The organism is Pseudomonas sp. P9_35, from assembly GCF_034008205.1.
Classification (GTDB): Bacteria; Pseudomonadota; Gammaproteobacteria; order Pseudomonadales; family Pseudomonadaceae; genus Aquipseudomonas; species Aquipseudomonas kilonensis.
In genome coordinates this window covers 5,539,322-5,555,983 of record NZ_CP125373.1, presented here as the reverse complement: position 1 = coordinate 5,555,983, position 16,662 = coordinate 5,539,322, and the positions used below count along the sequence as shown (strand labels likewise).

Annotated in this window: 15 protein-coding genes; 5 read left to right on the top strand and 10 right to left on the bottom strand. The window is 53.0% G+C overall.

The features are described from left to right. Positions 1–295 precede the first annotated feature (295 nt). The 3 genes from ggt to QMK47_RS24655 all read right to left on the bottom strand — a co-directional run bounded on the left by ggt (position 296) and on the right by QMK47_RS24655 (position 3,901). Complete coding sequence (ggt, locus tag QMK47_RS24665) at positions 296–2,152, bottom strand: gamma-glutamyltransferase (RefSeq protein WP_320389454.1); 1,857 nt, start codon at positions 2,150–2,152, stop codon at positions 296–298. 376 nt (positions 2,153–2,528) lie between these two features. Beyond that, a complete protein-coding gene (locus tag QMK47_RS24660; protein WP_320389453.1) occupies positions 2,529–2,750 on the bottom strand; it encodes a hypothetical protein in 222 nt (73 codons plus the stop codon). A gap of 80 nt (positions 2,751–2,830) precedes the next feature. Further along, the gene (locus tag QMK47_RS24655; RefSeq protein WP_320389452.1) at positions 2,831–3,901 is read right to left on the bottom strand and encodes a hypothetical protein; all 1,071 of its coding nucleotides are present in this window, start codon (positions 3,899–3,901) and stop codon (positions 2,831–2,833) included. 2,152 nt (positions 3,902–6,053) lie between these two features. On the opposite strand from QMK47_RS24655, the gene QMK47_RS24650 reads away from it, so the two are divergent. The 5 genes from QMK47_RS24650 (at position 6,054) to QMK47_RS24630 (ending at position 10,369) form a co-directional block, all read left to right on the top strand. After that, positions 6,054–6,998 (top strand): hypothetical protein, encoded by a 945-nt coding sequence (locus tag QMK47_RS24650; RefSeq protein WP_320389451.1) that lies wholly within the window; start codon positions 6,054–6,056, stop codon positions 6,996–6,998. Beyond that, entirely contained in the window at positions 6,982–7,842 is an 861-nt protein-coding gene (locus tag QMK47_RS24645) for a nucleotidyl transferase AbiEii/AbiGii toxin family protein (protein ID WP_320389450.1), read from the top strand. Before QMK47_RS24650 ends, QMK47_RS24645 begins: the two co-directional genes overlap by 17 nt. Beyond that, a complete protein-coding gene (locus QMK47_RS24640) occupies positions 7,839–8,480 on the top strand; it encodes a hypothetical protein (RefSeq protein WP_320389449.1) in 642 nt (213 codons plus the stop codon). Before QMK47_RS24645 ends, QMK47_RS24640 begins: the two co-directional genes overlap by 4 nt. Positions 8,481–9,102: 622 nt before the next feature. Beyond that, a complete protein-coding gene (locus QMK47_RS24635; protein WP_320389448.1) occupies positions 9,103–9,969 on the top strand; it encodes a hypothetical protein in 867 nt (288 codons plus the stop codon). Beyond that, positions 9,947–10,369 carry a hypothetical protein gene (locus QMK47_RS24630; protein ID WP_320389447.1) on the top strand — a complete coding sequence of 141 codons (423 nt, stop codon included), beginning with the start codon at positions 9,947–9,949 and terminating at the stop codon, positions 10,367–10,369. Before QMK47_RS24635 ends, QMK47_RS24630 begins: the two co-directional genes overlap by 23 nt. 403 nt (positions 10,370–10,772) lie before the next feature. Here the strand turns inward: QMK47_RS24630 and QMK47_RS24625 are convergent, their stop codons facing one another. From QMK47_RS24625 to QMK47_RS24595, 7 genes are all read right to left on the bottom strand, one after another. Continuing rightward, entirely contained in the window at positions 10,773–10,961 is a 189-nt protein-coding gene (locus QMK47_RS24625; protein WP_320389446.1) for a hypothetical protein, read from the bottom strand. 64 nt (positions 10,962–11,025) lie between these two features. Then, positions 11,026–12,006, bottom strand: a complete 981-nt coding sequence (locus QMK47_RS24620; RefSeq protein WP_320389445.1) for a chromosome segregation protein SMC — start codon at positions 12,004–12,006, stop codon at positions 11,026–11,028. Between the two features lie 92 nt (positions 12,007–12,098). Beyond that, positions 12,099–14,993 (bottom strand): DUF927 domain-containing protein, encoded by a 2,895-nt coding sequence (locus QMK47_RS24615; protein ID WP_320389444.1) that lies wholly within the window; start codon positions 14,991–14,993, stop codon positions 12,099–12,101. Next, positions 14,990–15,259, bottom strand: a complete 270-nt coding sequence (locus QMK47_RS24610) for a DUF3077 domain-containing protein (protein ID WP_009045449.1) — start codon at positions 15,257–15,259, stop codon at positions 14,990–14,992. Before QMK47_RS24610 ends, QMK47_RS24615 begins: the two co-directional genes overlap by 4 nt. Beyond that, positions 15,256–15,546, bottom strand: coding sequence for a hypothetical protein (locus QMK47_RS24605; RefSeq protein ID WP_010457912.1), 291 nt, complete (start codon positions 15,544–15,546; stop codon positions 15,256–15,258). The genes QMK47_RS24610 and QMK47_RS24605 overlap by 4 nt, the downstream gene beginning before the upstream one ends. Before the next feature lie 534 nt (positions 15,547–16,080). Beyond that, the gene (locus tag QMK47_RS24600) at positions 16,081–16,386 is read right to left on the bottom strand and encodes a hypothetical protein (protein WP_320389443.1); all 306 of its coding nucleotides are present in this window, start codon (positions 16,384–16,386) and stop codon (positions 16,081–16,083) included. Next, positions 16,383–16,637: a helix-turn-helix transcriptional regulator gene (locus QMK47_RS24595; protein ID WP_082097993.1), complete on the bottom strand. Its 255-nt coding sequence runs from the start codon at positions 16,635–16,637 to the stop codon at positions 16,383–16,385. The genes QMK47_RS24600 and QMK47_RS24595 overlap by 4 nt, the downstream gene beginning before the upstream one ends. Positions 16,638–16,662: the final 25 nt, after the last annotated feature.

Below are 16,662 nucleotides of genomic sequence, written 5' to 3'. Positions count from 1 at the left end.
CTGAGCGAGCCGCCGCTATCGCGAGCAGGCTCGCTCCCACAGTTCTCCCTGAATAGCCTTGATATTGTGTTCGCCGCCATCCCCTGTGGGAGCGAGCTTGCTCGCGATGGCGGTCGCATATTCAACATCTGTGCAAGCTGACCCAACGCTATCGCGAGCAAGCTCGCTCCCACAGTTCTCCCTGAATAGCCTTGATATTGTGTTCGCCGCCACCCCCTGTGGGAGCGAGCTTGCTCGCGATGGCGGCGGCACATTCAACACCCGAGCAAGCTGCCTCAATTTGATAGGCGAGCGTTCAATCTCCTAGCGCTGCGCCTTCGCGCCGCGGGTCCGCGCCGCCGGCCAGAGACGTTTTCCCTTGCGCATCACGCACGCGCACGATCGCCTGGGTGCCGCTGTTCATGTCGATCTCGCTCACCGCATGGCCTTTGTCTTTCAGCGCCTGGATCAGCGTCGGGCTGAACTGCCCCTTTTCCAGTTCGGTGGGGCCATTGCGGCTGCCGAAGTTTGGGAAGTTGATGGCGGTTTGCGGGTCCAGGTTCCAGTCGAGCAGGCCAATCACTGACTTGGCGACGTATTCGATAATTTGCGAGCCACCCGGTGAACCAACGGCGGCGAGCAGCTCACCACTTTGACGATCGAAGATCAGCGTCGGTGCCATGGACGAGCGCGGGCGCTTGCCGGGTTCGACGCGGTTGGCGACTTTTTGCCCGTTTTCTTCAGGGATGAACGAGAAGTCGGTCATCTGGTTGTTGAGCATGAAACCCTGGACCATCAAGTGCGAGCCAAATGCCGATTCCACTGTGGTGGTCATGGATACGGCACCTCCCTGGTCATCCACCGCCACCACTTGCGAGGTGGAAATGCGCAGTGGCGAACGGTCCGGCGCATAGGCCACCTGAATGCCCGGCGGTGTCCCGGGCTTGGCGACGCCCATGCTGCGTGGGCCGATCAGGCCTGCGCGGCTGGCCAGATAGCCCGGGTCGACCAGGCCTTTGACCGGCACGGGAACAAAATCCGCGTCGGCGACGTACTGGGCGCGGTCGGCGTAGGCCAGGCGTTCCGCTTCAGCGATCAAGTGCGCCGCCTCGGGCGCGGGCTCGAGGCCGGCGGGTTTATCGGTCTTGAGGGGTTTCAACGGCGCGAGGGCATTGTGGCTGTCGCGCTGTTCGAGGGCCTGCAATGTCCCGAGGATCTGCGCCAAGGCAATCCCGCCAGAAGACGGGGGCGCCATGCCACACACTTGCCAGCGCTTGTAGTCGGAGCACAACGGCGCACGCTCCCGGGCGGCGTAGCCCTGGAGGTCATTGAGCGAAAGGCTGCCGGGATTGGCGTGGCCGCGCACCTTGGCGACCATCTCCTCGGCCACGGGCCCTTTGTACAACGCATCCGGGCCTTCGTTGGCGATGCGCTTGAGGACGCCGGCCAAGGCCGGATTCTTCAGTGTCGTGCCGACGGCTTTCGGGCTGCCATCGGCGTTCAGGAAGTAGGCGGCCATGTCCGGCGAGCCCGGCAGGGACGGATCGGTCGCGATCAACGAATGCAACCTGGGCGAGATCGCGAAACCTTGCTCTGCCAGCGCGATGGCCGGCTCGAACAGCGTCGCCCATTTCAGGCGTCCGTGTTTGCGGTGGGCCAGTTCCAGGGCGCGCAATACCCCTGGCGTACCCACGGAGCGGCCGCCGATCTGAGCGGTGGTAAACGGCATGGGTTTGCCGTCGACTTGCAGGAAAAGTTTTTCGGTGGCGCCAGCCGGTGCCGTTTCGCGACCGTCGTAGGTGCGCACGGCCTTGCCATCCCACAGCACAATGAACGCGCCGCCGCCGATACCTGAAGATTGCGGTTCCACCAGCGTCAGCACCGCTTGCATCGCAATCGCCGCGTCGATGGCCGAGCCGCCGCGCCGCAACATCTCCCGCCCGGCCTCGGCCGCCAACGGGTTGGCCGCGGCCGCCATGTGCTTGTCGGCGTAACGGGTCTGCACGTCGGCGCGGTAGCCGGATGTGATTTCCGGCGGGGAAGGTAATGCCGGTGTGGCAGTGGAGGAGGGCGGGGCCTTACAGGCGATGAGTGTCAGGGCGACAGCCAGCAACGAAACGGCTGACAGGCGATGAAGGTTCGGTTTCAGGTCTATAAGCACGTGTCGCTCCATCCGTGGGCCAGGGAGATAGAGAACGACTGTAGCGACGCGAGGCGTGGGGCGCAAATCAACAAGGCTTCTTGCCACGGGGGGGCGTGCAACCAAATCCTGAGAGGGCAGGCACTTTTCCTGGGGCATAAAAAAACGGCCTATCTTTCGATAGGCCGTTTTTAGTACTTGGTGGTACACAGTCATTTGAACTTGTTCTGTAAGCTATTGAAATATATAGATTTAAAGTAACGTCTTAAGGTGTGGCATACAGCGAGGCATACAAGCCGCTCGTTTCTGGCTACTGGTTTTGCTTGCATCCCCTTCCATGAAGGCACCACCAGACGTTGAGCTGCGTGCGTCAACCAAGCATGGCTGGCTGAAGTGGGAAGCGAGTACGCTATTCTTTTGAACGTCCTTCGGCTGCCAGAGAGGCCAGGGCTAGGGTGATGAATCCTGAGTTTCTATCCAGCGTCTCCAGTGCCCCACGGATATTCTGTGCCACTTCTGTAGATCCACGTTGCTCAACCCAGTTCGATAGTTCCTCAATAGCAGCCCCCAACGCCAACTGGTTTTCATTCATACGCTTAAGCAATGATGCGAGCAGCGAGACATCTTCCATGAGCGTTCTCCCGAGCCGAGGGCATTTTAACTAGGATTGTAAATTCCTGTAGTCATTGAGTTGCGGGGTACAGCTTGATCTCAGCGCTTCTTACCTGCACGCTCATCAGACACGTAAAGGTTGAAACAGAATACATGGATGGTGACTTCGCGTCCCTCATCCTCTTTGGCCCTGAATGTCATCCTCCATTCTCCTAGTTGCTCTGACGGAGAAGACCGAATGAAAAGCTCATGCTGAGGCAGCGATTGAGAAATCGTTTCCTGTATGCCGGCGAAGCCTGATACCGATTTATTGAAGAGAATCAATGCTGCTTTGCAGTCTCTCCAAGTCAAGTAGTCCAACAGCTGGTCGAGAGCTGCAACGAGAACTTTTTCGCCACCCCAAAGCTTGCATTCACCCACGAAGGCAGAGCGAGTTTCCTCCTCGATTCGGATATCAGTTTTGCCGTACTTACGAAACGCTTCTCCTGCTGCGGCCCCCTGATACACACCGTTCAAACTAGCCAACAGAATGTCTCGAAGCCCTTCCTCGCCTAATGATAAGTACGTTTGAGGTGTTCCTTCAAAGGTGGCACCCATGTGGCGAATGTTGCTGAGGATTTCTGTGTAGAGCTCGGCAGTTATAGCAGGTTCGGGCTTGTAGCCAGCAGCGGGAGCTTTCGGAAGGGCTCGAACAGTCTTTTTCTTAACGTCTACGAGGGTGAACTCAGGCATGCCTGGCTTTTTGACCATCGGAATATTGAACGCCGAAGCCAAGCCGTGGAGTTTCTCTACTTCTTGTCGTCGGTGCTGCACTGATTTTCGTACTGAGTCAGGAAGGGCGGAATGGAATTGCGACAGCATCGAGCTTTGAGCAGTGATTGATTGTCGAATTAGTTGCAGGCTGCTATCGAGTTCCTGTCGATACCATTCAGGGGCTGTGTTGCTGGTATTTTGAAAAGAGAGAATGAGCAAATTTCTCCGTGCATCGATTTCTCCTTGAGGGGGCCTCGAGCTCCACACATTCGGTTGGCATTTCCAAAGCCCAGCGTCTCCCGAAAAGGGGACGAAGAAACGAAGCTGATGACCATCCGCTTTGGCTCCCCCAGGAACATCGTCGAAATCAAAGCGGCCGGCGACATCTACTTTTACCTCGGCTTGCTCCATTTGCATTTGGTCTTCATGAAGCACAAGGGGAGAAACTGTTAGTCGATCTACGATATTTTCAATTAGGGTCTCTGCGCTAGTCGCTAGGAATTGGCTCTGAGGTATTTGTTCGACTAGCCCCTTGATAGATCGTGTTTGCTGATCCAGTGTCGTAGCTAGATCGCCATCAGAAAATAGGTAGTTCCGATCATTCCGTCCCATGACATCCCTTCAGCACTGACGATGAGGTCCAGACATACAACAGCCAAACTGTCGAAAGCGCAACGATCCAATGGTAGTCGATCAAAAAACTGCTGGGGACCCTGGGCGTTTTCTTCTGCACGGGGTCGGAAACCCGCGGGATCTTGATAGCGACAGAGATTGCAGCTTACTGAAATTTCAACGTTGAAATTGAAAGGATCCTGACGAAAAAAGGGGATCGTTACCGCAACGGTAAAGGTGAGCCATTGTGTTGTTGATAGCGAACGGTTGCGCCCGGTCAACCTTCGAGGTGGTGTCAACCACGTCAACCTGTCAACCGACGTAGAAAACTCAGTCGCTAACAAGATGCTGCGGGTTCTTTGCCCCGTACCCATTCGAAATGCCCAGGGTCCCCGGCGAGCCACCAAGCGATAGGGCAAATGCACAGGTGAACCATCAGTTCATCAGGTTCACCTGTTCACTAAGCTGTGCACTTCTTCGCTAACACGATCACGCGGGTTTCCGACCCCGTGTCTTTCCGAAATGCCAGGGGCCCTAGCGAGGTTCAGATCCATAGTGAAAAAGCCCTGGCGAACAGCAGCTAACCTGGTTCATTAAGCTGGGCACCTTTCCGCTGACATGATCACGCAGATTTCCGGTCTCGTGTCCATATGGAAACCTCCGGGGCCTCGGCATCTTATTGGATTCCCCTGCCCTTCGCTGGGGGGAATTGAGCTTCCGGGGAGCTGGGGTTGCTAACTGGTCTTAAAATTAGTGTTACGGAGGTTACTGGTGTAACGATTAATGCAAGACATTGATTTTATTGATATTTATGAGTAACACGAGCTCTCTTAGTCGGTAAAGTGCTGTGTTACTGGTTTGGATCGTGTAACGCTTAGGCTGAGGGGTGATTATTTCTAGCGGGTGGTTAGGGCTAATTTCGGTCATATAAGCGGCTGCTATGGCTAAAAGCTGACCATCGCTACAGGCAATAATGATTGGTGCGAAATTAAAATCTGATACCCCGCCATTTTAATGGCAGCGAAAGTCCACTATTGAAAGCTTCTGTTTCTAAACCGAGCACCCCTCGTCCACCTCCCATGGCTCCGCCAGGCCGTAGCCCAAGCACCGAATCACAAATCTATGGCACATGCGGCGAGTCAATCAGAGGGGAGTGTATCTCCGTAATAGACCGTTGGATCTGCTTCAGCTGGATGGGCGATGCTAGAAATTAGCGGAAAAAAGTGTTGAAAGAATTGCTAACTATGGGTAAAATAAATCCTAAGGATTTATTTTACCCATATTAAGTAGTCATCAGCGATAAAGCTCAATATTTTCAGGTGTTTGCTTGACATTTATACTTTTCAGCTATATACGTCCTAAGGACGTATATAGCTGAAAAGCGAATATCTACTGCCTATCTGCCTATCTGCCTATCTGCCTATCTGCCTATCTGCCTATCTGCCTATCTGCCTATCTGCCTATCTGCCTATCTGCCTATCTGCTTATCTGCCTATCTGCCTATCTGCCTATCTGCCTATCTGCCTATCTGCCTATCTGCCTATCTGCCTATCTGCCTATCTGCCTATCTGCCTATCTGCCTATCTGCCTATCTGCCTATCTGCCTATCTGCCTATCTGCCTATCTGCCTATCTGCCTATCTGCCTATCTGCCTATCTGCCTATCTGCCTATCTGCCTATCTGCCTATCTGCCTATCTGCCTATCTGCCTATCTGCCTATCTGCCTATCTGCCTATCTGCCTATCTGCCTATCTGCCTATCTGCCGTTGATGGAAGCCTATTGACAACATACCTTAATGCCGATAAAATAAATCCTAAGGATTTATTTTATCGGCAGATAATTCTAAAAAGTCTTAGCTCATTCATCTTCAGGCTCTGCGCTTGACATATAGGCCTGTGCCGTGTATACGTCCTAAGGACGTATACACGGCACAGGTCGTTACCTTCGGAGTAAGAAATGATTTTTATCGAAGAGGCTTTAACGTCGTGGGTGCTTGATGACTATCCCTATTCAGTTATAAGTAAAGAAAAAATAGCTCTCCAAATTTATAAATTTTATCTCGATAAAAGTTATAAAGGCGAGCGGATACAACAAATTCGTAAAGAGTATGCTGCTCCAAAAGATTATGAAAATAATATTCATAAGCTTCAGCGATCAGGCGTGCTTAGTCCAATTGACGCTGAGTACAATCACTTCTCCACAAATCAGTTGCAGGAGTGTTACGTAATCAAAGGGAAGCGTGAATATACTCCGCAGGAAACCTTATGCGCTCTTTATCCATACGGCTATATATCGCATCTGAGTGCAATGGAGTGGTACGGGCTGACTGACAAAATTCCTGTAGATATTTATTTTACAACATGCTCTCCTTCTGACTGGCGTCATCGCGCAGCAGAAGACATTGATATAGAAGATGCTCATCTCTTCGATCCGAAAAGTTTTGCGGCTAAATATCCAAGAAATATAAAGCTTGACGGGCGGCAGATTGTTATAAGTAGCGAAACGCATTATGTGGAGCCGCTAGAGGTTAGCGAGTCGCCACTTAGGGTTTCAGCAATTGGCAAAACATTTATCGATATGTTGCGAGATCCTCAGAAAAGCGGAGGAGAGGAACATGTGCTGGAGGTTTTCTTAGAGCATGGAAAGAAGTATTCGTCTTTGATTATCACTGCATTGGAAAAGTACGGTCGTAAGATAGATCGGGCTCGAACCGGTTTTGTTTTGGATAAAATGCTCGGCATTAAAAGCTCAAAGCTCGAATTCCTTCGTTTAGAATCAAGCAAAACTCGAGGTAGTTCTAAAGTTTTGAGTCCGAATAGGCCGTTCGCATCAGAATATGATGAAGACTGGTCATTATCTTTGAACGTGGATATGGCAAAAAAATATGGAAATGCACATTGAACAGTGGGTTAACGATTCGCCTCTAGACCAGAAAGCTATTAGGCACGCAACTCATATGATATTGAAGGCAATATCTGGAAGCGATGAGCTAAGCGCTAAGATGGTTATGAAGGGAGGCGCCCTGTTAGGGTTGAGATATGGGAGTAGTAGATACACAACGGACATAGACTTTTCTACAGACTTGCGTTTGGCGGAGGTGAGTCTAGAAGAGTTCACAGGGAGTTTCAATGATTCGCTTGATGTTGCTGAGGCTGAGCTAGCTTATGGCATGAAATGCAAATTGCAGTCGTACAAGATTCAACCCAATGCACAGGGAACTTTCCCGACCGTAAAGTTGAAGGTGGCTTATGCCTATAAAAATGATCAGGCTCAAATGAAAAGGCTTGAGAGTAGGGGAGGGACAAATTTAATTAGCATCGATTATAGTTTTAATGAAAGAAGTTATAATCTCGAAATTCTCGAAATTGACGACGGGCAGCTCAAAGTCTACGGAATATTTGATCTGCTTGCTGAGAAGTATAGGTCGATACTCCAGCAAGTTGTGAGGGAAAGAAACCGAGAGCAAGACATCTATGACGTGAATTATCTACTGACTACCATAGAAGAGCCAACGGCTGAAGATAGATATAATATTCTTGATTCCTTGATCCGAAAAAGTGAAGGAAAAGATGTATGCGAATTCTTAAATGCAGCGGGCATGGACGATCCTCGCATCAAGGAAAGGTCATTTGAGCGGTACGCAGACCTACAGGCGACCGTTAAGGTACTTCCCGATTTTGAAGAGTCTTATAAAAGGGTGTCGGATTTTTATAGGAACTTACCCTGGGAGCTTTTTGAGGAATGATAATCTCAGCAATTTGTGGCAGAGGCGGACGCCTTGAAAATTTAGATTGTATAATCGAATTTCAAGCTGAAGGCTTTAGTGCAGTTCTCGTCGTTGATGCCTATGGTTGTAAGCAGCATGACGTCGAACTTTTTGCAATGGAAATGAAGAGTTTTTCTATTGATGGTGTTTCCTCCGCAAGTGAGTTGCTGGGGCGAATTAGCGTTGATTTCAATATAAAAATGTCTGTTGTTTGCATTGCAAAAAATTATGACAATGTATCTCTAAGTAGCCTGGGAGACTGCCGAGCTTACTCTGAGTGTGGGGAGCTTTTAACGTTAGATCATACTAACGCGTGGGATGATCTGGTCGCCCGTGGTATGGATCAGGCTAGAATCGCTGAATTGGTGAAAAAACACCCTGGGCGGCGTGTTCTAAATAAATTCCTGGAGTTTCCGCGGCCCCTGCATGCTGCGGAGGAAGTTATCTTCAGTTATTGTGGTGAAAGCAATTATTTATTGTGTAGTGATGGTTTTTGGGAACATCTAAATCGATCGCTTATTGTGGATTTGATGTCAGGGGTTCTTTCGGTTGAGGGTTTTTCTGGTACATTGTCTGCTGCATCAGATAATTATACAGCGTGCCTCGTTAGGTTTTGAACAATGCTTAAACTATAGGGGGGGTAATGTGTTCCATTATTATTTCTAGAATTAAGTGGTTATCTGGCCCTGGTGTCCTCTAAATCTTTTGCTGCTGCGCAAGCTCGTGTATTTTTTCTACTCTGAGTGCAACTTGTATTAAAATAGGTTTGCTACAGTTTCGGTTATTATGTTTTCGGGGCAGACTACGCTTTCTGCGTGATAGACCGAAGTCTCTTTAGCTCCCGCAGCGCCCGCCTACTTTAGGCAACAGTCAAACCTGTCGAGTGCCAAAGTCAAAAACGCCACCCTACACTCGCAGTGGGGATTGTCGTTTCATTGCCTCCAGAGCCACGATGCGCGCTGCAAACCTAAAGAAATTTGTCAGACTTCCCAATTTGATATACTGTGCGGATGAACAGTGTCGGAAGGCAAAGGCTTCTAAAACGGGAAAGGAAGACCAAGTTAACCTGTGACCACCGGAGACATTTTGCCATCATTGGAATTAAAATCGGTGTATCTGTGGCTCAGGGAGACAACGCTTGTAGTTTGGTTGCTCAGCTCGCTTAAAGGCGCAATGATCGTGCCGACGAGAGCTTTCATGCAGCCCAGGTGCCATTATCACTCATGGAAGTAGGCCGAAATGCAAGAGACGCTGAGGATCAAGATCGATTTCGCTAGGGAACGACGTAGGCCCGCTGAGATATTCCAGGCTATGAGCGGTTACATAGAGGCTTACCAAGCACTTGGACAGGTTATTGCGGTAAGCGTTGGCGCGGCAGACGACTTCGAGCTTCGACTGGAAAATGTAGAGACAGGGTCGATAGCGAGTTTACTCAAGTCTGTTCCAGGTAGAGTCAGAACATGGGTTGAAGATGCCGTGTTTGATGCAGGCGTGAAGTTAGCCGGCGAACTTTCTGAAGTCGACTCTACTAGTACTGAAGAGGAAGTAGATCTCTTGGCGACGAAGCTGGAAGCTCAATTGAGCAAGCTTAATCTTGGGCAAACTGCGGACCCTATGATTGATCGAAAGGCTTTAGCAATCGCTTTGAGTAAGTTTTCGGAAGCAAACAAACGTTTACTTCCGGAGGAGAGCGCAACGGCTACTCTCGTGGAGGCTCAAAGCGTTACTTCGATCAACACGCACTGGCGATTTAATGCCAATCCAAAAGATATGTTTTTGGGAGTAAAGGATAGTCATGTTGGCGTCGACAAACTTTATGTCAGAGCTCCAGTGAATATCGGAAAGGGTGCGTGGTCGATGCTTAGTGTTAGCACCGGCAGTCGGTATAATGCGAATATTTTTGATCTTGCCTGGCTAGAAGGTTATCAAGATGGGTTGATAAGGCCTATTGGACCCAAAGATGTTATGGAGGCTGAAGTTGCCTATGAGATTTACACCCCGCCTGCCGGGAAAGGTAAGCCTTTCATATCCAGTGCAAAAATAAAAAGAGTAATAGACATTCACCGAGATGTAGGGCTTCAACATGAACCCAGACCTCTCTTCTAGAAACCGCAAGGCTATTTTAGCCGAGCTTATGTCCGAGTACCTTTTTATCGTGATTCCGTTCACGATGCTGGTATTAATAAAACTCTATGCATACACATGGCAAGAAATCGTACTTTCGGCTGATTGGTCGTTAGGGTCTTGCATTATTTTCGGTCAGGTCGCAGTCAGAATGACGAGGTCGGCGATCAAACACCGTTCCACGGATGATAGGTTTTTGGGGTGGTACGCTTCCAAGCGCTTCTTCATGGTGGCGGTGTCTTTATTGTTCTACTTTGGAATGATCGCACAGCCAACCTTGAAGCTTGGGGTTGCTCAATTAATTTTGTTCGGGCTTGCCAGTTACTTCCACTTCAAAGATGGGGTTGCGGCAAGGATCCTTGAGGAGCGCGTTAAAATATAATACGTCTCCTAGAGAGGCGCGCTGGCTCGGTGAATCGAACGGCTTACTAAGGATTAATGGAAATGGTTCGTTTGATTTCGGTAAGTATTAGCTTGGTATTGCGGCACCAAGCTCAATGCACGCATCAACGTTGGGGGGGGCGTAAAAATAGCGGGAACGTATAAAGGAAAAGGCCTCTAGGAGGCCTTAGCAGGCTAGCGATATTTAGCCAGTCATCTTTCAAGCTTGTCCAGAACTCCGTTTCTTTCTTAGGTGGAGCGTTACCTTTCAATGCCTCCAGCGCATAAAGCTGCTCGATCAAGCGCTTTTCATTAATACGGTATTAAGAGCGCCTGATGAGAATTCTCCTCGGGTACGTATTGCATATATTGATCGGATTGTATTACAGCTAACAGGTATAGTATTACTTTCGTCCGCTCAGCTGGCTATCGACGCGGCTCATTTCAGCCTTGATCAAATCGACAGTGAGTGATTGGACTTTCGTAGTTTTTCCGGTTTTCATATCCATGATCTTGAGTAATGCGGTCAGATGGTTTTTGCGCGACCTTAAGGTCTCGGTCCAGCTCGCGCTGCTTTGTATTTGAATGCTCATGATGTTTGTCCTGGCGGGCTCCAAACAGCCTACATGCGTAGGCCGTTTCAGGTGGCTCTGTATATTACGAAGAGAGTACGTCTTGTACGGTGTGCTTGTAGGAACGCTCTACCAAATCATTGCTGTTCCAGTGACCGAATCTTTCACCCTCGAACGGAAGCACCAGCTTTCTGAGAGAGACTTGATCGCGATCGATGAGCCGATAAGAAGCCCAAAGCTTGCCTCCCATATCCAGAAGTTCCTCAGCTTTTGCGTTCCACTGTTCTTCCAGCACCGTATGCGCTAGGAGCAGGGCGTGTCTTTCAATGGCTTTATGTTCTTTTTGAGCTTCGACGATATATTTATCGACGGTGACGAGCTCCTGCTCCAATGCGCTCATGATCAAGTGCTGTCGACGGTTGTGCTCGGTTGCAGTTGCAAGATTTTTCGCAGCCTTTTGTGCGTCTGCACTGGCATTTTTTTCGCCTTCCGTGTCACCCCATGCCACGGCTTGGGCATAGGCAGTTGCTGCATCGGTTTCGGCTTCTCGGGCTGATGCCATGTCCTCGTTTGCTTGCCGCCGAATCTGTTCCAAACGGCTACTGAGACTGTTCCGCTTTTCGTTGAGTTCTTGCTCGTCGGCTTTCCAGTTCGCCATCGCTTCGGTGTAACCCGCCATCAAGGTCTCGTGATTGGCGAGATTCTCGCGTCGTGTAATTTGGCTAGTAATAATGCTGGCGTGGTGTTTTCGCGAGTCATAAGGGCGTTTCAGGTCGTTGTATTGTTTCCGGACTTCATATTGACGATGAGCATCCATGACCTCGTCGCCTTCCAATAGCGCTTCCAGCGGGGCCATCTCGGTATACAGTTGCTCGGCTTCACTCAGGTATTTGTCGCGGCTGATCTTCAGCTTTTCGATTTCGTCGAGTAGTAACTGTTTCTTTTTGCAATGGCCGGTTGCTTCGGTGCCGTCCGAAATAGGCCGGGCAAGGTCTGTAACCTCACGGCTTTCCCGCTCATCGGTCAGTAGTTCGCATTGTTCGGTGTTAGCTTGGAAATCGGTCATCTGTCTTGTTCCTTGAAATTTGATTTTGGGTCGGTTGAGCGGCTGGCGAGGCCGGGAGTGAGCCGGCGCTACCTCGATCAGTAGGGATGCCTTCAGGCAGCCCGAGCCTCGCTCTCATCCGTTCCCGGTATCGTCTTCACGATGTAGCAGCGTTGCGGGCCTAAACCGGGTAACCGGACCAAGCTCGATGCCTTTCCATCGCTGCCAGGTTCCAACACCCCCCGGTGCAGCAGCTCCTTGTTCACGGCGTTGATGTTCATGCCCCGAAATATTTCGGATCGCCATGCCTCGGGCAGCACGTAGTAGGTGTGGGTGGTGTGCATGGTGTCGCCCATGCCGTGCTCCAGGGTTTTGCGAAAGCCCAGCCGATCAATGGTGCGGGGCCCGTGCTCATCGATCTTCGCGGCGGCGGTTTCCCAGCGTGTGAAGCGGCTTTCACCAAAGCGCTCGATGATCTGGCGCAGACGGGCCAAAATCGCATCGCCTTCAAGGTTTCCGGCACCGCCACGCTCATTCAGCCACGCGTTCAGGCACACACGTGCCGCTGTGGTCGCGGTGCCGTCGGGCCAGCCGGTAATGCCGAGAGCGGTCGCCAGCTCTCCGGCAGCGGCGGCCAGCCCAAAGCGTGCGGCGGCTCGGTGTGCCTGCCCACTGGCCGAAGCGGGGAGCGCTTTGGAAACAAAGCCTTCCAGAGTACGGCGGAGGATGGTTGACCATCCATGCATCTTGCCGGGCTCGCAAAGGGCCGCCAGGAACGCGGTGAGTGGCGTGCCGTAGTATTTGGCTACCCGAGCCTTGAGCGCGTCAGAGAGGGCCGCTGCGTCGTCGAAACCACTCAACACATCGAACATGCCGAGGCCTTTACTGGCGTCCGCTGGCACGGCCAACATGCGCACTTCCATGCCGGCTTTCAGCTCCTTGTTGGCCTCGGCCATGTGCTGCGCCAACGTCTTCTCGCCCGTCGAAAGAAACAGCAAGCGCCACTCCTGTACCTGTCGGCCCGCTTGTCCTCGATCATTGGCGCGAGCCTTACCGGTGCCATTGCCCAGCATGTACACCGTTTCACCGATGATGCGCGGGTCGCACATGCCGATTTCATCCAGCACCAGGAGCCCGTCCGAGTGCGCGGCGGCGATGGATTCCAGGGCGTTGTCTGTCGAGCGCCAGGAACGCACCACACGCGGCCCGCCATAGACGGAGGCGGCGACTTGCAGATGCGTGGTCTTGCCGCCGGAGCTGTCGCCGTAGAGGTGAAACCCGCCCGACTCGTGACCCAGCATGTTCAGCAATGGTCCAGCAAAAGCCACACTGACGACGAACGCCAAGCGATGGTTGCCGATGCACAGTGCGCCAATTTGCTCCTGCCATTGCTCCAGCGTGCCGGACTCGCTGATCGGTGGGAGTTGTGCCCCAGCCTCATAGAAGTGCAGATGTTCGTCATGCGAGCCGATCTGGCGTTCGGGTAACAGGAAGGCGTTTCCGTGCCAGCCCAACCGAGTGACCAGACGAGCCCGTTGCGCACTGTCAAAGCCCTGCAAATAACTTTGCAGGTCGTTGCGTGCGTTGCGTCCTGAGCGGCTGCCCGCCAGACGTAGCCCCATGTCCACCAGCGGGCCAAGGACGTCCTTGCCAAAGTCGCCGGTCATGGTGCGGGCCGGAATGTTCCAGCGCTTCTTCTGTCCGTCCGGGTCGTCGAACTCGACCAGCAAGCCCCAGTTGTGGCCCTTGTCGTCACGGGTGCGTGCGAGGATCTCCAGAGGCGAACATACAGGCCGAGCTTCACCGTCGTCGCCGGAATAAAACACGCCTTCTGACGTCAGGCGAAAACCGCCGGGCAGCAGGTCATTTTTTGATTTTGCTGGCCGCTTGGTTTTGGGCTGCGTCTTTGTTTCGATTTCTCCGGTCGGAGCGGGGGCGGGTGCCGAGCCAAACAGCTCGCCAGTGCGCTCCAGCTCGGCGAGGTGGGCCGATGTCCAGCCCTTGGCGAGTGCGTCGGCTGCATCATCGCCATCGTCCCATTGACCGCCCTTGGCAAAGATCGGTTCGCCATTCTTCAGCGTGGGCTTGCGTTTGAAGACGTCCAGGGCGATTGCTTGCACTGAGGCGGCGCCGATTTCACGCAGCTTTTCCGCGACGGCGTCCATGCAGCTCTGACCGCTGGAATCGTTGTCCGGCCACAACAAGACAGACCGTCCTTTGAGCGGTGTCAGGTCGGCCTTGTGCCAAGAGTTGGAACCGTTCGGCCAGCAAGTCGCCACGTAACTCGGCATCAGCTCGGCAGCGGCATCGGCTGCTTTCTCGCCTTCGCACAGTACGACCGGCGCATCGAGCCGTTGCGATAGTTCGTCCAGGCGCAGAAGAGGGCGCGGATCGGGCAGACCTTGCCACCGCCATTGAGTGGTTTGGCCGTCGGCGCGGTGGCACCAGGTCAACGGTGCAAAGACTTTCCTTGGCTTGCCGTCTTCGTCCGGCCTCAGGTCGAAGCGATAAAGCGCCATGAGGGGCTGGCCTTGCGCATCGCGATAGATCCACACCTTGGAGGGCGCACCGTGTTGCCGGTGTTTGGCCGGGCACTTGTTCATGGCCTCGATCGGGACAGGCTGGATGGCGATCCATTCCGGTGCTTTGCTTTTGCTCGGTACAGGCTTCGATTGCGCGGCGCCTGCCGATACGTGCAGCAGATCCGCTAGCTTGTTGCAGGCTTCGACGTCTGTGCCGCCGTCTAGGTAGCGCACCAGATCGATCAGGTCGCCGCCCTTGTCACCGGTAGCAAAATCCGCCCAGGTGCCTTTGCTCAAGTTGACCTTGAGCGACCCGGCACGTTTGTCCGTGCGGGTCGGATTGGGGGCGGTGTATTCCTTGCCGCCATCGACACGCTTGCCGTTGGGGAGCCAGTGAGACAGCACGCGATCAATGTCCTTGAGTGCGGCGCTTTTCACGTCGGCAAAGCTGGGGCGTTTGGTTGGGCTGTTCGTGCGCTGGGTCATGTATCGGCCCCCGGCATAAACATCGCATCGTTTACGTCATCGATCAGGGCTTTGGCCATTTCGCCGAGGTAGAGCGCGCACCAACTGTAGCGCTCGCCCTTATCGCTCATGGCGGCATCGAGGGAGAGTTGATTGGCGTAATGCTGGAGGAGCGAAACCGTTTCGAGTGCATCCTCAATAGGAATGCCCGCATTCACCCGAAACACGCCCTGGCCGGATGTTTTATTGAAAAACGACGCTCGGCCTAGTGTGGTGTGCGCGCTCATACGGCACCGCCTTTCTGATCCATCGGAACAGACGTGGTGTCACCGTGCAGGGTGAGAGTTTTGATCAATCCCAGGGTGCCCCGGACATCCCAAATAACTGCGGCGAGGACGTGATTGGCTAGGCGTGGTCTGTCGCTTTCGCTTTCGAAATGGTCCTCAAGCAACATCAGTACGGACTCTGCGCGGTTGATAGCGCAGGTGATTGCATCAACCGGGACACCCTTTTCGATGTCTTTGCTGACGCAGAGCAGGTCTTCGGGCAAGGCGAAGCTGAGGGAGGAATTCATTGGGCACCGCCTGCGGCTTCGAGAGCGCGAGCTTTGACCATATGGGCGTTGTAACGGGCAAGACGAGTAGCGAGGCTGGAGTTGGCGTGTAGAGCGGCGAGAGCCATTGCACGGTGTGCAGCGGCGCGAATTTTGGACGGATTGAGGGCGTGTTGCATTTGTGAAGGCTCCTTGTACTGAGGAACCGCCACCGTCTGCCGCCAAGCAGATTAGGGTGACGGATTGCGCAGGATTGGCGGACCGGCGTACAAGGAGACCGGCGCACCCGAGGGTGCTCCTACGCAACCCGCCATAACACGGGAATGCAGACACAAAAAAAGCGCCTGCAATCGTAATGGGGGCGCTGTTGCGCCTTGTACTGTTTGGGCCGCCAAGCCCATTCGCTGAATTTGCAGCGACGACCAGAGAGTACCGCTCGTTTTTCGAAAGTGCAACTACGCGGGTGGCTTGCGGATTTTTCAGGTGTGGCATAAATTGTTCGGGCATGTAGATTTACCTCAACGCCTCCGGATCGCTCCCGGAGGCGTTTTCGTTTCAGGCATGAAATTCAAAGCGCAGGGAAAGCAGGGGCAGAAAGCCGCCTTGGAGCATTGAGCGGGCGTCTTCGTAGGCTTCTGCTTGCTGGCCTTCGTCGACGATCACCGCCCCGGTCTTTTCGCAGTGGAGGGAGAGCGCGCACCAGGTGCCGTCGGCCCAGCTGAGTACGCTGACCACACGCCCTTGTTTGTCCTGCAGGCTGCGGTAGCGCTCCAGGCGCTGCATGAGGCGGGGCGAAAAGCCGATCTGGCGAAGAATGGAAAACGGGTGCATCAGGGCTTTGTTGGCGATCTTGCGGCTCATGCGGCCACCTGATCACGGGCAGCGATGCGTGCTCGTGTCCATGCTTGAACTTCTGCCAAAACCCATGCAACCGGAGCGCTTCGGGCGTTGCTGTTGCTGAGCTTCACCGGCATTGGGAATCCACTGTCCGGTTGGCGCATGAGCTTGTAGATGGTTGGACGTGCGAGCCCTACGATTGAAATGACCTCGGGCATTCGAATGAGGGTCGATGCTGGGTCATGAGAAGCGATGGTTTTTGATGCGGTATTCATAGCGAGCCTAACCTGTGTGAAATGA

Excerpts from the sequence above, each read along its gene's own strand:
- QMK47_RS24610 (WP_009045449.1), bottom strand. The coding sequence starts at position 15,259 with ATGAGCGCGCACACCACACTAGGCCGAGCGTCGTTTTTCAATAAAACA.
- QMK47_RS24595 (WP_082097993.1), bottom strand. The coding sequence starts at position 16,637 with ATGAATACCGCATCAAAAACCATCGCTTCTCATGACCCAGCATCGACC.
- QMK47_RS24620 (WP_320389445.1), bottom strand. The coding sequence starts at position 12,006 with ATGACCGATTTCCAAGCTAACACCGAACAATGCGAACTACTGACCGAT.
- QMK47_RS24625 (WP_320389446.1), bottom strand. The coding sequence starts at position 10,961 with ATGAGCATTCAAATACAAAGCAGCGCGAGCTGGACCGAGACCTTAAGG.
- QMK47_RS24660 (WP_320389453.1), bottom strand. The coding sequence starts at position 2,750 with ATGGAAGATGTCTCGCTGCTCGCATCATTGCTTAAGCGTATGAATGAA.
- QMK47_RS24630 (WP_320389447.1), top strand. The coding sequence starts at position 9,947 with ATGAACCCAGACCTCTCTTCTAGAAACCGCAAGGCTATTTTAGCCGAG.
- QMK47_RS24655 (WP_320389452.1), bottom strand. The coding sequence starts at position 3,901 with ATGCAAATGGAGCAAGCCGAGGTAAAAGTAGATGTCGCCGGCCGCTTT.
- QMK47_RS24600 (WP_320389443.1), bottom strand. The coding sequence starts at position 16,386 with ATGAGCCGCAAGATCGCCAACAAAGCCCTGATGCACCCGTTTTCCATT.
- QMK47_RS24645 (WP_320389450.1), top strand. The coding sequence starts at position 6,982 with ATGGAAATGCACATTGAACAGTGGGTTAACGATTCGCCTCTAGACCAG.
- QMK47_RS24605 (WP_010457912.1), bottom strand. The coding sequence starts at position 15,546 with ATGAATTCCTCCCTCAGCTTCGCCTTGCCCGAAGACCTGCTCTGCGTC.
- ggt (WP_320389454.1), bottom strand. The coding sequence starts at position 2,152 with ATGGAGCGACACGTGCTTATAGACCTGAAACCGAACCTTCATCGCCTG.
- QMK47_RS24640 (WP_320389449.1), top strand. The coding sequence starts at position 7,839 with ATGATAATCTCAGCAATTTGTGGCAGAGGCGGACGCCTTGAAAATTTA.
- QMK47_RS24635 (WP_320389448.1), top strand. The coding sequence starts at position 9,103 with ATGCAAGAGACGCTGAGGATCAAGATCGATTTCGCTAGGGAACGACGT.
- QMK47_RS24650 (WP_320389451.1), top strand. The coding sequence starts at position 6,054 with ATGATTTTTATCGAAGAGGCTTTAACGTCGTGGGTGCTTGATGACTAT.
- QMK47_RS24615 (WP_320389444.1), bottom strand. The coding sequence starts at position 14,993 with ATGACCCAGCGCACGAACAGCCCAACCAAACGCCCCAGCTTTGCCGAC.